The organism is Cryobacterium roopkundense, assembly GCF_014200405.1.
Taxonomy (GTDB): domain Bacteria; phylum Actinomycetota; class Actinomycetes; order Actinomycetales; family Microbacteriaceae; genus Cryobacterium; species Cryobacterium roopkundense.
In genome coordinates this window covers 2048902-2061956 of sequence record NZ_JACHBQ010000001.1, presented here as the reverse complement: position 1 = coordinate 2061956, position 13055 = coordinate 2048902, and the positions used below count along the sequence as shown (strand labels likewise).

Sequence of the window (13055 nt, the reverse complement as noted above, 5' to 3'; positions counted from 1 at the left end):
TTCCGCCCTGCTCTTTAGGTTGCCGGGCTAGCTATCAGCGCGGCCGGCGTGGCCAGAAGCGCCTTGGTTTGCATGGTGTGCAGCTTCATCAGGTTGTGGCAGGCCGCGATCAGATACCACTCGTGCGCTGCTTGCTCCAACCCGCGCAGCAACACAAACTTGCCCTGCCGAGTGTGGATCTGACCGAACACGGGCTCCACGATCGCTTTGCGCCGCGCATAAACCGCGCGGCCCTTCTTCGTCTTGAGCTTCCGCGCCATGCGTTCCCGCAGCGTCGCATTGGCCGGGATCCGGCCCCGAGGAACTTCAGGAACACGCTCGCCGTGCTTGACCCGGCCGGTCGCGATGAAAAACTCGGTCCGGCCGTCGCTGCCATCTTCAACAGTCTTCGCGTAGTCCAGATTTGTTGCGGAACAATACCCGGCATCCGCCAGGACCTGCCGGGGCAGGACGCCGGTCGTGGCGTGGAGTTTCTCGACCAGCGGCACGACCTGTTCAACATCCACGCCAATATTCGTCAGCGTCGTCGCGACGATGATCTGATGGTCGGCATCAACGATGGCCTGTGCGTTGTAGGCGTAGTGGAACGACCCGTCGGCGGTCTTCATGATCCGTGAATCCGGGTCGGTGAAGTTGCGTTGAGCCTTCGGCCTCACGACCGCGTTCTTCGCCGCATCATCACCCTTCTGCGCAGCAATGTCGTCATCGTCGCCCTTGTCCCGGGCCTTCTTCTCGGCCTCTTTCCGCGCCCGGACGGCCGCGTCGGCCTCCAAGCCAGCGCGCGCTTCGGCCAGTTTCACCAAGCGTGACTCCCGCCGCGCGAGCTCCGGCGGCAACTCATCACCGCGTTTGTCCTTTCCGAAACGAGCATCCTCCGCGTCATCGATCGCGTCCGCGTCAGCCAGCAGTGCAGACACCTCGTCGGCGAGGACCTTCTGCTTCTCCGTCAACCGGGCGTAACTCATCGCCTTGCGCCGGGACGCATTCGCGCGCACCTTCGTGCCGTCCAACGCGACCTGCCCGAGTGAGACCATTCCGGCCGCGCGGCAGAGTTCCAATGCCTGCAAGAACACGTTTCCCAGACTGGAGAGATGACGCTTGCGGAACCGGGCGATGGAACGAAAATCAGGTGCCTGCTGCGCCGCCAACCAGCGAAACGCGACCACGTCCACGCACACCCGCTCCAACTCGCGTGACGAACGAACCCCGACGCAATACCCGTAAAGGAGCACCCGGACCATCAACCGAGGGTCATACGGCGGCTGCCCCTTCGACTTCGCGTAAGAGGCATAGAACTTCTTCAGATCCAGCTGAGTTTCGACGATGTCCGCGATGAAACGGGAAAGGTGATTCTGCGGCAACCACTCACCCAAATCCGGCGGCACCAACATCACAGCATTCGGCTCGAAAGCCCGAAACCGCTTGTTCACGCCACCGCCAGCCTCAACGCCGTCATCCACGACCACGTCAACGTGCTCAAGTTCCGTCGCGGGGAACAGGCCATCAGAATCGCTCATAAGCAATTTTCCCAGACCACCACCCCAAGCCCGGGAAATCGACCGGCGTTTTAAAGTTTGGTACTACTGACCCACGCTCCTAGGGTGCTGTTCGTTCCCGTAGCTGGCGTTTGGAACGCGCCAGCAGGGCAGACATGCCACGGATACGCAGGGGCGAAACGGCCTCGGTGAGGCCAATCGACTGCGGGTAGTCATCCGGAACGGCAAGCACCTGCTCGGGAGTCAGCCCGTCGAGGCCCTGAACCAGAATCGACGCGAAACCCCGGGTTGTCGGCGACTCCCGCGGGGCCGTGGCATAGAGATGGAACTTCTTTTCCTCATCGACCTCCACGAATATGAACACGGGCGACTGGCACTCGATCACCCGCTCAAAAAGGTCGGGGTGGTCCTTGTAGTGCTCGGGCAGCTCGGGCAGATCATTGGAGAACTCCAGCAGCAAGAGGAGTCGATCACGCTGTTCGAGAGCGAGAAAATCCTCCCGGATATCGGCCAGCTGTGTCGGAAGGGCGCTTTCAGTCATCGGCGGGCCGGGGGAGTCTCGCCCGGATCGGTCCCGAGTGCAATGGGCACGCCCACGGCATTTCCCCACTCAGTCCATGAACCGTCGTAGTTGCGCACACCTTCGAAACCGAGCAGGTGGGTCAGTACAAACCAGGTGTGGCTCGATCGCTCACCGATGCGGCAGTAGGCGATCACGTTGTCGCCCTCCGTGAGTCCGGCTTCACCCTTGTAGATGGCGTCAAGTTCGGCGCGCGTCTTGAATGTGGAGTCGGCCGCCGCCGCGCGAGCCCACGGCACAGACGCCGCAGACGGGATATGTCCGCCGCGGAGGGCGCCCTCCTCGGGGTATGCGGGCATGGTGGTGCGGCTTCCGCTGTATTCCTCGGGGGACCGCACGTCGATGAGGGGGTTGCCGAAATGTGCGAGCACATCGTCGCGGAAGGCCCTGATGGGAGCATCATTGCGCTCAACGACCGGGTAGGCAGCGGGCGTGATGGTGGCGGCATCCGTTGTCAGCTCGCGGCCGCCTGCCACCCAGTTGTCGCGTCCGCCATCGAGCAGGCGCACGTCTTCATGACCGAAGAGCGTGAACACCCAGAGGGCGTAGGCGGCCCACCAGTTGCTCTTGTCGCCGTAGATGACGATTGTCGTATCGCGGGAAATGCCCTTGTCGCCGAGTACGGTTGCGAATGTCGGGGCATCGATGAAGTCACGAGTGACCCGGTCATTCAGATCTGTGTGCCAGTCGATTTTGACGGCGCCGGAGATGTGTCCGGTTTCGTAGAGGAGCACATCTTCGTCGGACTCGACGACAACGAGTCCGGGTGTGCGGAGGTTGGCCTGGAGCCAGTCGGCGGAGACCAATCGTTCGGGGTGGGCGTAATCGGCGAATTTCGGTGTCGGATCGAGCGCGATGGACATAAAACCTCCAGAAGGGGGACTGCGTAGACGTCTGACCGGCAGTGGACGCGGTTTAGGCTTATCATCTGCCCCCCCGCTAAATCTACGCGGTGTGGGCGCCGTTCACATTCGGAGTGTATTTCGCCATGACGCCACAGAACCACTTTCAGCCTGCACAGCACACGCACACCCAGGTGCCTCGGCTCGGCGAGCGGTCTCCGGAGATCACCGGAGCCGAGATCGTCGCTGAATTGGTTCCACCGCCACAGTTCGAACACGCGTCCTTCGAGTCCTACCGCCCGGACCACGACTACCCCTCGCAGCTCGGTGCTGTCGATAAGCTGCACACCTTCAGTGCCTTGTGGAGCGTTCAGCGCCCCGGTGGTTTCTTCTCGCGCAGCCGCAAGGTGAAGGCCGAACTGCCGGGCATTTACCTCGACGGTGGCTTCGGCGTGGGCAAAACCCATCTGCTCGCGGCGCTCTGGCACGAGGCTCCCGGGCCCAAGTACTTTGGCACCTTCATTGAGTACACGGCGCTGGTGGGGGCCCTGGGTTACCAGGAGACCATCACACAGCTTCGGAGCGCCAAACTGATCTGCATCGACGAGTTTGAGCTCGACGACCCGGGGGACACCATGGTGATGACGCGCCTGCTCGGTGAGCTGGTGTCCACCGGAACTCGAGTCGCCGCCACCTCCAACACGCCGCCGAACTCCCTCGGCGAGGGGCGGTTCGCGGCGGCGGACTTCCTGCGCGAGATCCAGGCCATGTCGTCGAACTTTGAAACTGTGCGAATCGACGGACTCGACTACCGTCGTCGCAATGCCTCCGGCCAGGCGACATCGGTCGAGAAGGAAGATCTCGAGCACATGGTCACGGTGTTGCAGAAACGGCACTCGAATTTCACCGAAGACAACTTCGGAGCCCTCATGCGGCATCTCGGCACGGTGCACCCGTCCAAGTACGTGAAGATGATTCGCGACGTGGAGATCATCGCCCTCACCGACGTCTTCCTCCTCACCGACCAAACGGATGCCCTGCGGCTCGTGGCATTCATTGATCGCGTGTACGACGCCGAGATTCCCATCATCGCGAGCGGCCTCCCGCTCAACGAGGTCTTTGACGCCGAGATGATGTCCGGAGGCTACCGCAAGAAGTACCAGCGGTCACAGTCCCGGATGGTAGCCCTGACCACGGGCGAATTACCGCCCCACGCCGACTAGAAGAGCCTGCGGCCCGAAACACGGTCTTAACATGCTGGCCGATCGCGTAACATTCTCGAAACACATAGGAACGTTTGTTGAAACGTCCTCGCCGGATACTAAAAAAGTACCCGATGCGGCACATCGAGCAGTGAGTCCTCGGGGTACACCCTGCAAATCGAGAGTGTGAGGACAATCTATGGATACGGGAAGCATTGCATGGGGGATCATGGCTACCGCCTTGGTCCTGTTTATGACTCCGGGCGTCGCGTTCTTCTACGGCGGACTGGTAAAGGCCAAGAGCGTCGTCAGCATGATGATGATGAGCTTTGGCGCATTGGGCCTGATCAGCGTGCTCTGGATCCTCTACGGGTTCAACATGAGCGTCGTTGACGGGCCGATGCAATTCGCCGGCAACCCGTTCTCTGACTTCGGGCTGAGCGCCCTCGCCACGGGCGAAACGGCCAATACCGACCTTCTGGGCGCAACCTACGGCGCGACATTCGCGATCATCACGGTTGCACTGATCTCCGGTGCGGTCGCCGACCGGGCAAAATTCGGCTCCTGGATGATCTTCGCCGGTGTCTGGGCGACGCTCGTGTACTTCCCGGTTGCGGCCTGGGTCTGGGGCGGTGGCTGGATCATGGAGCTCGGCAACACGCTCGGCCTCCCCGGCGTCATCGACTACGCCGGCGGTACCGCAGTGCACATCAACGCCGGTGCGGCAGCACTCGCACTCGCCCTGGTCCTCGGCAAGCGCGTGGGCTTCCAGAAAGGCATCACGAAGCCGCACAACGTTCCGCTGGTGCTCATCGGTGCCGCCGTTCTCTGGTTCGGCTGGTTCGGCTTCAACGCCGGTGCCGAGTGGCTCAACGGCCTGGCCAACGTGGGCATCATCGTCGTCAACACCTTCGGTGCCACCGCAGCTGCCATTCTCGGCTGGATGATCGTCGAGAAGATCAAGGACGGCAAGGCCACGTCCGTCGGAGCTGCATCCGGTGCCGTCGCCGGCCTCGTCGCCATCACCCCGGCGTGCGCCAACCTCGAGCCCGGCTGGGCGCTACTGCTCGGTCTCATTGCCGGTGCCGTTTGCGCGATGGCCATCGAGATGAAGTTCAAGTTCGGCTTCGACGACTCCCTCGACGTTGTGGGCATCCACCTCGTCGGAGGTGTCATCGGTACTCTGTACCTGGGCTTCTTCGCGATCGACACCGGCCTCTTCACAGGGGGCGGAAACCTCGGACAGCTCGCGACGCAGGTCATTGCGGCCTTCACAGTTCTGATCTACTCCTTCGTGATCGCCTACGTGCTGGGCCTCGTGATCGAGAAGACGATCGGATTCCGCATCAAGAACGAAGACGAGCTGGCCGGCATCGACACCATCGTGCACGGCGAAGAAGGATACGCACTGGACCGCGTCTAGTTCCGCTCAGCGCACTGACAAGGGCCTGCGGGATCTTCCGGGAAACAACCGAAAGATCCCGCAGGCCCTTTCTGTGTGCGGACGTCAGCGTGTGCGGACGACAGCGTGTGCGGACGTCAGCGTGTGCGGACGACAGCGTGTGCGGACGTCAGCCGCGGATGCAGGTGCCCGAAGAAACGGATGCGGTGAGCCCGGGAGCCTCGGCGACGACCGGTGCGAATTCCTCCAGGGCAAGGGCGTATCCAACGTTGTCGGTGTCTGCGGACTTCGCGAAGATCACGCCGGTCACCTCACCGGATTCGCTGAGAAGGGGACCGCCAGACTCGCCCTGCTGCACGTCAGACGCGAGTGTGTAGACCTGGCGCGGAGTCGGATCCTGGCCGTAGATATCAGCGACGCTGAGGGTGCCCAGCGACAGCACGCGCGCAGGGTCAGCTACGAAAGGACCACCGAAAGGATATCCGTGGGCCACCGCACTGCTGCCGACGGAGAGGTCGTCACCCAGCGGCAGCGCGGGTTCCTCTAGGCCGTCCACGGCGATGACAGCGAGGTCGTTGACGGAATCGAAGTACACGACGGTCCCGGGCAGCGCCTCGCCGGCCGGAGATTCGATCACGGGCTCTGTTACTCCGGCGACGACGTGGGCGTTTGTGATGACGCGATTCGGCGCGACGACGAACCCCGTTCCCGACTGGCTCTGGCCGCAGGCGTAGGCGGTGCCGGTGATGCGCATGACTGACTGCGCGGCGACGGCCAACGCGGGACTGCTGGTGTCGGCATCCGCTGTCGCGGGAGCGGGCCCGGAGAAGGCATCGACGATGCGTGGGAGACCCTCTTGAACCGCGGCGGAGCGGAGCTGTGCCAGCAGGCTCTTGACGGGATCGGGTGTGAGGTTGTCGATTCCACTGATCACGCTGGAGGACGCGATCGCCGGCGACAGGTAAGGCACACCGAGTGCGCCGACACTGAAGGCAACCATTGACGCGATGAGGGCGGAGGCGACCGCGCTGAAGCCGGCGCCCAGCAGACGGTCGATGATGCCGAGTTTGGAACGGTGGGCGACTCGTCCGATGGAATTGCCCACGGAAGCGCCCAGCGAGAAGCCGACCGCCACGAGAATGACGGCGGCGCCGAGCGCGGCCGGTGTGCGCCATTCCGGGGCGGGAATCCAGGTGCCCACGAGAGGCACCACGAAGAATGCGGCGATTCCGCCAGCGATCGCGCCGATGATGCCGCTGAGGCTGCGCACCAGCCCGCTGCGGTAGCCGTTCACGAGCGAACCGAGAAGCAGAACGATGAGGAACAGGTCAAGTACCGTCGAACCGGTCATGCGCCCCCCTCGTGTCAGTCGTTGCCGCGTGAGCGGGTCTGTGCCGCCGGAGCGGTTTGTTTGCCTGCTCATGTTTACACAGGCCGCCTGCGGGAACGCTGGATGACGGCTGTATCCTCGGCGCAGCCTCCGGCCTCGGCGTAGCCTCGCGCATCGGCACCGAGTATCGTTACGGTGAGGTCACGTCGAGCTGGGGAGCCCCACGAATGAATGCTGCGGTTGAGCCGATCACTGCCATCGCTCCGCCCCTGGCCGGTCGTGCGTCGGCGAGCCAGCGCTGGTCCCAGATCGTCTTCTTGCACTGGCGGGTCAACGCCGCGCAGGTGGCCCCGCTCCTGCCGGCCGGTCTCGTGCCCGATGAGTTCGAGGGAACAAGCTGGGTTGGGCTCATCCCCTTCGTGCTCGACCGCGCGACGCTCCTCGGTAGCCCGCCTGTGCCCTATTTCGGCAACTTCGTCGAGGTCAACGTGCGTCTGTACGCCGTGGACGAATACGGCCGGCGTGGCGTCGTGTTCGTGTCCCTCGAGGCGAGTCGGCTGGCCGCGGTGCTGGCGGCCCGCGCCCTGTTCTCCATTCCGTATAAGTGGTCTGCCACAAGGTTGCAGGTCACGGCCGGGGAATATCACTATTCGTCGCGGCGGCATTTGGCCGCCGCGGCACATTCCGAGATCGTGGTGCGGCCGCGCACCGACGCGCTGGTGGGGGATCCCCTGGCCGAGTTCCTGACGGCGCGGTGGGCCCTCTTCACGCGGGTGCGCGGCCGCACGGTGCGGCTGCGCAACCATCACGAGATGTGGGCGCTCTACCGGGCGGATCTCGTGCGCCTGGACGACACCCTGCTTGCCGTGGCGGGATTTCCCGGTCTCAGCGACCGCCCCCCGGACTCGGTGCTCTATTCGCCCGGGGTCACGACCTGGTTCGGCACCTCAGATTGACGACCGCATCCGAGGATTCAGCCGATCTTGGTGAGAGCGGTGAATGACATCGTGGCACCTTGGCCGTTCTGGCACGTCTGGTACAGCAGGTCGTGTCCCCGGGGCAGGTCTCCCACGCCGTTCCTCGAGCTGTTGAGCATTGCAACGATGCCGTCCACGCGATAGATACCGGAATGCACCCCCGTCAACGCGATAACGGTCCCCGCATCGTCGGGAAAATTCTTGCCGCCGCACGACCAGTGTTCCGCGATGGCGGCAACGCCCGCATAGTGGGCGGTGATATCCACGGAGCCCAGGCATTGGTCCAACTCCGGGATCCACCCGACCGCCTGCACGTGGTTTGTGTACAGGGTGCTCCGCCACGCCGCCATGGAGTCGAGCACGGCCTGTTCCGGCGCGACAAGTGTTTCGGCGATGGTGGGAGAATCCGCTTTGACCGACAGGCGTGACAGCGTGGTGGCTGCCTGAGTAAGTCCGTCACCGGGTGCAAAGAGGGAACTGTCGGACTCGGGAGCGGATGCTGCCGTGCGCTCTGCCAGGGACAGTCTGTCGGCCTCAGCAACCAATCGGGCTTCAGCTTCCGTCAATGCGGTCGCCAGTGCCGTTCGGGGTTCTTCGCTGGCTACGTGCCCGGCGCTGGTCTGAAGTGTCTCCCGGGCGGACGCGATGGCCGCCTGGCTCGATTTCAGGTCGGCGGACGCCTCATCCTGAGCGGAGTGGTAGGCGCTGAGTGCCACGTTGTAGCCGTGTTGCGCGGCGACGATCGAATCGTTCCGGTGCACGGCGGCCAGGGAGCCGACGCCCATCAGAACAACCGTCGTCACGGCGACGGTGAGGATGACTAGGTTCTTGCGCCTCATGTCACCTCTCCATCGGTCGCGTCGCGAATCAGAGCCTAACCGGCTGCGTTCCATCGTATGACCGGGCGCAAAGCGCGGTCAACGGTGACGGGTCAGCCGGCCATGATGGCCGTGGCAATGGGCGTGTCACCGTCGTTGAACTCGATGAAGCGTCCCGACGTGGCCGGGTTCTCCAGCACGGCGGCCGCAACGAGGGCCACGTTCTCCCTCGACGTCTCTCCCGCCGGCAGGTGTGAGCCAACGGAAATAAGTCCCGTCGCCGCGTCGAGGTTCAAACTGCTCGGACCCAGGATCGTCCAGGACAGGTCCGTCGCGCGCAGGTAGTCGTCGGCCGCTGCCTTGGCCTCGTAGTACGCAAACATGCTGTCGTCAGGGGACGCTCCGTGGTCCGCCCGGGATCCCTTGAATGACACCATGATGTAGCGTTTGACCCCGGCTTGACGGGCCGCGTCCATGGACCTGATCGCGGCGTCGCGATCCACGGCATAGGTGCGCTCCTCGCTGCCGCCGCCGGCGCCGGCCGACCAGACAAGGGCATCGAATCCGGCGAGTTTGTCGGCGAGTTCCTCCGCCGCGAGGGTTTCCACGTCCGCCAATAGGGGAGTCGCACCGGTGGCGCTGACGGCGGCGGCGTGGTCCGGGTTGCGAATGAAACTGGTGACGGCGTGGGCGGCGCCGGTGCTACTGCCGGTAGCGGTGCCGGTAAGAATTCTGGCCAGGTGGAGGGCTACTTTTCCGTGCCCGCCGATAATCGCGATCTGTGACATGTGCGTCTCCTTCGGTTGCTTCCTCTCTGGCAACCGTATGGGGGATCGCTGAATTCCCACCGCATGCTGCGGGGACAGTCGGCCACGGCGGACAAGCCATGGCCCCAGAGTGCCCGACGACCTATCCAGGGAGCCAGGACCGCGCTACCGTAACCACGTCCACGAGCGTGTGTTTTTTTTGGGGGCACCTGTAATCGGGGTATGCACGCGGGGCACCGTGCTAGACAATGTCTCCATGGACCCACATACCGAACGGCAGAACATCCTCAAGGTGATTGAACGTCTGGAAGCACAGTTTCCCTTGGTGTCCCGTGATCGAATCGAAAACCTTGTCGAATTTGAGTATGCACAGTTCGTTGGCAGGCCCGTTCGTCAATACATTTCAATCCTGGTCGAGCACGTGGCGAAAAGCCGTCTCCTGAAAGATGCCGCGGTCCTGGTGGCTGCCTAGCCGGCCTGAGCGGCCACACCCGAATCACAGTTCGACGTCCACCCATTCGTGGCCTTGAGTCTCCAGGTCCGCCCTTCCGGCCGTTATCTGGGCGACCACCGCGGTGAGTCGCGCGGCGTCGTCATCAGCGATATGCAGCACAGCGTCAGCCCCGTAGTCTGTCCGCAGAATAACGACTCCGCGTTGGCGCAAGTCGGCTTCGATGCGCCCGGCCTCCGCGTGGGCGAGGGCGAGCGTGAATAGTTCACGGCGCTCGCGCTTCACGACCAGGCCCCGCGACTGGGCCGCGTCGACTGCGGTCAGAACGGCCTCGGAGTAGGCGCGCACAAGGCCGCCGGCTCCGAGAAGGGTGCCACCGAAATAGCGGGTGACCACGGCCACGCAGTCCACGAAGCCGCGCCCGGACAGCGCCTCGAGCATGGGCCGACCGGCCGTTCCCGACGGTTCACCGTCGTCATTCCCACGACGCACCTGGTTGGGTGCTTCATGTGGTCCGAGTACGAAAGCCGAGCAGTGGTGACGCGCACTCCAGTGCTCCTTGCGTGCGTCGTCGATAGCAGCACGCGCAGCATCCTCGGTTTCGATTCTCACGAGGCGGCACAAAAACCTGGATCGCTTGATGTCGATCTCGGCGTCAACGCGGCCGACGCCGCCGCGCACAGTGAAATCGGCCATGCACCCAGTCTTGCGCATCCGCTGTCGGCGATTCATTCGGGCGGGTCAGCGGGCACAAAAACCCCCGGGATGACCGGGGGTTTCTCTCTGTGGGCGATGCGGGACTTGAACCCACGACCTCTTCCGTGTGAAGGAAGCGCGCTACCAGCTGCGCCAATCGCCCAGAAGCCATATGATCATCTCAAAACCGAACATGATCTACTGCGACATCTGATACTAACCCAGACCGAGCGTCCCGCGCACATCGAGGCGTCTGACGACGCTCGATTCGTCATGCGCAACACGCCGATGGAGTCTCAGTTTGAATTCTGTCGCAACGAGCCGCTATAGTCATCGAGTAGGCAAAAACGCTTACAGCAGTGCGGATGTGGCGCAGTGGTAGCGCATCACCTTGCCAAGGTGAGGGTCGCGAGTTCGAATCTCGTCATCCGCTCGAGTGATATGGAATCGGCCGAAAGGCCGGTTCCACTTCATTTGGAGTGAACCCAACACGGTGGATTGGCCGAGAGGCGAGGCAGCGGCCTGCAAAGCCGTATACACGGGTTCGAATCCCGTATCCACCTCCATTCTTGTTCTGTCAAGATATGGGCGATTGGCGCAGCGGTAGCGCGCTTCCCTGACACGGAAGAGGTCACTGGTTCGATCCCAGTATCGCCCACAACAAAACCCCCGGTCAGCCGGGGTTTTTTTGTACCCACAACCATTCCGCTGGTCGAGGAGCGAGGCAGCGGGATGGGGAATGCGCCGCGTTGCCCTAGTAGATCGCGCGAGCCGCTCTCCGGACGCTCGCGTCTCATGCCGCTGCGGTGCCGTTATGCCTGGAGCCGGAGTGGCGACCCCAACTTCAGTGGTGATTTACTCACCAGTTGGATCGGGGTTTGGGCGGGATCGGCGGCCGGCGGCGGGATCAGCCAGAAGTCCGCTCCGATGCGGATGATCCTCCACCCATCGTTATGCAGCCTCAGATGATGGGGGCTGCAGAGCAGGATGCCTTCGTCGAGGTTGGTGAGTCCGCCTTCTGCCTTCCAGAGGTGCAGGTGGTGGGCTTCGGAGAAGCTGGGTGGTTTCAGGCAGTCCTTCCACATGCACCCGCCGTCCCGAAGCGCCAGCGCCACGCGTTGCGCAGTTGTGAAGAGCCGTTGCTCCCGTCCGACATCGAGCAGCGATCCGTCGCGGCCGAACAACACCGGGGTGAAGCCCGTGTTGCACACCGTCCTGTCGATCGTGGCCGTGGTCACCGCGACGGATGTTCCTTCGATGAACCCGTCTCCAACGAGCACCAGCCCCGAGGAAGGTGTTGCGGGCGCCGGCGCTTCCGTCACCACGAGTTTCACCGAGGGCCGAATGCGGCCGAAGATCGTGCCGGGGTCGGCACCCGCGGCGACCTTGATCACCTCGATCAAGGATTCGGCGGCGATCTGGTCGGTGGACCTCGGGTCGTCGATGATGCGCTGCGCCCGCTCCCTCTCACCCTTCTCCACAAACCGCGGGCCGCCGGTGCGGGGCCCGATGACCTGCTGCAGGAAGTCTTTGAAGTACGCCCCGTTCTCCGGGTCGAGCTCAAAGCTCCCGTGAAGCATGCCGTCGGGCTTGTCGAACACTCGGAGGTATTGCCGGGCTCGCATGGCGTCGGCGCGGGAGGCGATCCCGGCGGCGTCGATCGAGTCCCGGCAGTGCCTCGCGGCCTTCGCGGCCTGGTCGGCGTTGAGGATGCGGCACTGGGCGATCAGGGCGACGACCGCGTCAGCGAGCATCTCCTCGGTGACACCAATCGCGACCTCGCCCAAGCCCCGGCGAATGGCCGTGGCGGCTTCGGCGCTGAGCGTGCCGTCGGTGACGGCGTCGCCCAGTGGAGCGAACCACGGCCGGTGCACCTCCACCGGCGGGGCCTCCGGGTGCTCGAGAGCCAGCACATCGGCTTGCTCTTGCCTGTCCCTGGCGGCTTCGGCTTCGGTGGCCATGGTGCCGGCCTCGATGAGGCGGCGGGTATCCGCCTTGGTGCCTCCGCCTCCGCCGCCGAGGGCTTGTACGTAGTCTTCGGGGCTGTTGTAGCCCTTCTTTCGTGACAGTCCTTCCCTGCCGAGTGTCCAGTCGGATCGGTTGGCCATGTTCGCCGCCGAGAGGGCGTAGGCCGCGGTGACCTCACGCAGGTGGCGGGCGATGGCCCGGTGGGTGCTCTCCGACCCGTCGTCGGACAGCTCCGCGAACGCTCTCGCGGACGTATCTGACCGGGCTAACGCCCCGGCCAGATCAACGAAAACAACTTCAATAGGGGTTGTCATGAGAGAAGTGTGACAGGCACCACCGACACTCGACCCGGCCGCGAGACGGGGAGAGGCGCCGTATTTCCCTAGGAGCGTGAGTCAGTAACGCCTATTTACGGTTGGTGCCGCGAAATACGGGTCCAAGCCTCGGGATGGGTTGGGCGGTGCTGGCCTGGCAATCAAGGCCTGTGGCGCAGGGATTGTGGTTGTGCCGATTGAAAAGAGGGCCA

General features: G+C 63.7%; 12 protein-coding genes and 4 tRNA genes. 7 read left to right on the top strand and 9 right to left on the bottom strand.

Features of this window, described 5'->3' with window-relative positions:
- Positions 1–14: 14 nt before the first annotated feature.
- The 3 genes from BJ997_RS09680 to BJ997_RS09670 form a co-directional block, all read right to left on the bottom strand.
- Positions 15–1430 carry an IS1182 family transposase gene (locus BJ997_RS09680; protein ID WP_420827197.1) on the bottom strand — a complete coding sequence of 472 codons (1416 nt, stop codon included), beginning with the start codon at positions 1428–1430 and terminating at the stop codon, positions 15–17.
- A 166-nt stretch (positions 1431–1596) separates the two neighbouring features.
- Entirely contained in the window at positions 1597–2037 is a 441-nt protein-coding gene (locus tag BJ997_RS09675) for a SufE family protein (RefSeq protein ID WP_183323417.1), read from the bottom strand.
- Positions 2034–2939 (bottom strand): sulfurtransferase, encoded by a 906-nt coding sequence (locus BJ997_RS09670; RefSeq protein ID WP_035839950.1) that lies wholly within the window; start codon positions 2937–2939, stop codon positions 2034–2036. The genes BJ997_RS09675 and BJ997_RS09670 overlap by 4 nt, the downstream gene beginning before the upstream one ends.
- Positions 2940–3064: 125 nt before the next feature.
- Here BJ997_RS09670 and zapE point away from each other — a divergent pair, with 125 nt between their 5' ends.
- Positions 3065–4141: a cell division protein ZapE gene (gene zapE, locus BJ997_RS09665; RefSeq protein WP_052542706.1), complete on the top strand. Its 1077-nt coding sequence runs from the start codon at positions 3065–3067 to the stop codon at positions 4139–4141.
- A gap of 178 nt (positions 4142–4319) precedes the next feature.
- Positions 4320–5543, top strand: a complete 1224-nt coding sequence (locus BJ997_RS09660) for an ammonium transporter (protein WP_035839947.1) — start codon at positions 4320–4322, stop codon at positions 5541–5543.
- A gap of 148 nt (positions 5544–5691) precedes the next feature.
- On the opposite strand, the gene BJ997_RS09655 is transcribed toward BJ997_RS09660, so the two are convergent.
- Positions 5692–6873, bottom strand: a complete 1182-nt coding sequence (locus BJ997_RS09655; RefSeq protein WP_035839944.1) for a MarP family serine protease — start codon at positions 6871–6873, stop codon at positions 5692–5694.
- Between the two features lie 206 nt (positions 6874–7079).
- Here BJ997_RS09655 and BJ997_RS09650 point away from each other — a divergent pair, with 206 nt between their 5' ends.
- Positions 7080–7808 carry a YqjF family protein gene (locus tag BJ997_RS09650; protein WP_035839941.1) on the top strand — a complete coding sequence of 243 codons (729 nt, stop codon included), beginning with the start codon at positions 7080–7082 and terminating at the stop codon, positions 7806–7808.
- 17 nt (positions 7809–7825) lie between these two features.
- Here BJ997_RS09650 and BJ997_RS09645 read toward each other — a convergent pair whose 3' ends face one another.
- Both BJ997_RS09645 and BJ997_RS09640 read right to left on the bottom strand, forming a co-directional pair.
- Positions 7826–8668, bottom strand: a complete 843-nt coding sequence (locus BJ997_RS09645) for a hypothetical protein (protein WP_035839938.1) — start codon at positions 8666–8668, stop codon at positions 7826–7828.
- Positions 8669–8760: 92 nt separating this feature from the next.
- Positions 8761–9435, bottom strand: coding sequence for an SDR family oxidoreductase (locus tag BJ997_RS09640; RefSeq protein WP_035839935.1), 675 nt, complete (start codon positions 9433–9435; stop codon positions 8761–8763).
- Positions 9436–9670: 235 nt separating this feature from the next.
- On the opposite strand from BJ997_RS09640, the gene BJ997_RS09635 reads away from it, so the two are divergent.
- Positions 9671–9886 (top strand): three-helix bundle dimerization domain-containing protein, encoded by a 216-nt coding sequence (locus tag BJ997_RS09635; protein ID WP_035839929.1) that lies wholly within the window; start codon positions 9671–9673, stop codon positions 9884–9886.
- Between the two features lie 24 nt (positions 9887–9910).
- Here BJ997_RS09635 and BJ997_RS09630 read toward each other — a convergent pair whose 3' ends face one another.
- Entirely contained in the window at positions 9911–10561 is a 651-nt protein-coding gene (locus tag BJ997_RS09630) for an IMPACT family protein (RefSeq protein ID WP_035839926.1), read from the bottom strand.
- A gap of 90 nt (positions 10562–10651) precedes the next feature.
- Positions 10652–10724 (bottom strand) — tRNA-Val (locus BJ997_RS09625).
- A 198-nt stretch (positions 10725–10922) separates the two neighbouring features.
- Between BJ997_RS09625 and BJ997_RS09620 the strand changes: the two genes are divergently transcribed.
- From BJ997_RS09620 to BJ997_RS09610, 3 genes are all read left to right on the top strand, one after another.
- Positions 10923–10994, top strand: a tRNA-Gly gene (locus BJ997_RS09620).
- Positions 10995–11053: 59 nt separating this feature from the next.
- Positions 11054–11127 (top strand) — tRNA-Cys (locus BJ997_RS09615).
- Between the two features lie 20 nt (positions 11128–11147).
- Positions 11148–11219: transfer RNA gene (locus tag BJ997_RS09610), tRNA-Val, on the top strand.
- A 154-nt stretch (positions 11220–11373) separates the two neighbouring features.
- Here BJ997_RS09610 and BJ997_RS09605 read toward each other — a convergent pair.
- Positions 11374–12843 carry an HNH endonuclease signature motif containing protein gene (locus BJ997_RS09605; RefSeq protein ID WP_183323415.1) on the bottom strand — a complete coding sequence of 490 codons (1470 nt, stop codon included), beginning with the start codon at positions 12841–12843 and terminating at the stop codon, positions 11374–11376.
- Positions 12844–13055: the final 212 nt, after the last annotated feature.

Excerpts from the sequence above, each read along its gene's own strand:
- BJ997_RS09675 (WP_183323417.1), bottom strand. The coding sequence starts at position 2,037 with ATGACTGAAAGCGCCCTTCCGACACAGCTGGCCGATATCCGGGAGGAT.
- BJ997_RS09670 (WP_035839950.1), bottom strand. The coding sequence starts at position 2,939 with ATGTCCATCGCGCTCGATCCGACACCGAAATTCGCCGATTACGCCCAC.
- zapE (WP_052542706.1), top strand. The coding sequence starts at position 3,065 with ATGACGCCACAGAACCACTTTCAGCCTGCACAGCACACGCACACCCAG.
- BJ997_RS09660 (WP_035839947.1), top strand. The coding sequence starts at position 4,320 with ATGGATACGGGAAGCATTGCATGGGGGATCATGGCTACCGCCTTGGTC.
- BJ997_RS09655 (WP_035839944.1), bottom strand. The coding sequence starts at position 6,873 with ATGACCGGTTCGACGGTACTTGACCTGTTCCTCATCGTTCTGCTTCTC.
- BJ997_RS09650 (WP_035839941.1), top strand. The coding sequence starts at position 7,080 with ATGAATGCTGCGGTTGAGCCGATCACTGCCATCGCTCCGCCCCTGGCC.
- BJ997_RS09645 (WP_035839938.1), bottom strand. The coding sequence starts at position 8,668 with ATGAGGCGCAAGAACCTAGTCATCCTCACCGTCGCCGTGACGACGGTT.
- BJ997_RS09640 (WP_035839935.1), bottom strand. The coding sequence starts at position 9,435 with ATGTCACAGATCGCGATTATCGGCGGGCACGGAAAAGTAGCCCTCCAC.
- BJ997_RS09635 (WP_035839929.1), top strand. The coding sequence starts at position 9,671 with ATGGACCCACATACCGAACGGCAGAACATCCTCAAGGTGATTGAACGT.
- BJ997_RS09630 (WP_035839926.1), bottom strand. The coding sequence starts at position 10,561 with ATGGCCGATTTCACTGTGCGCGGCGGCGTCGGCCGCGTTGACGCCGAG.
- BJ997_RS09605 (WP_183323415.1), bottom strand. The coding sequence starts at position 12,843 with ATGACAACCCCTATTGAAGTTGTTTTCGTTGATCTGGCCGGGGCGTTA.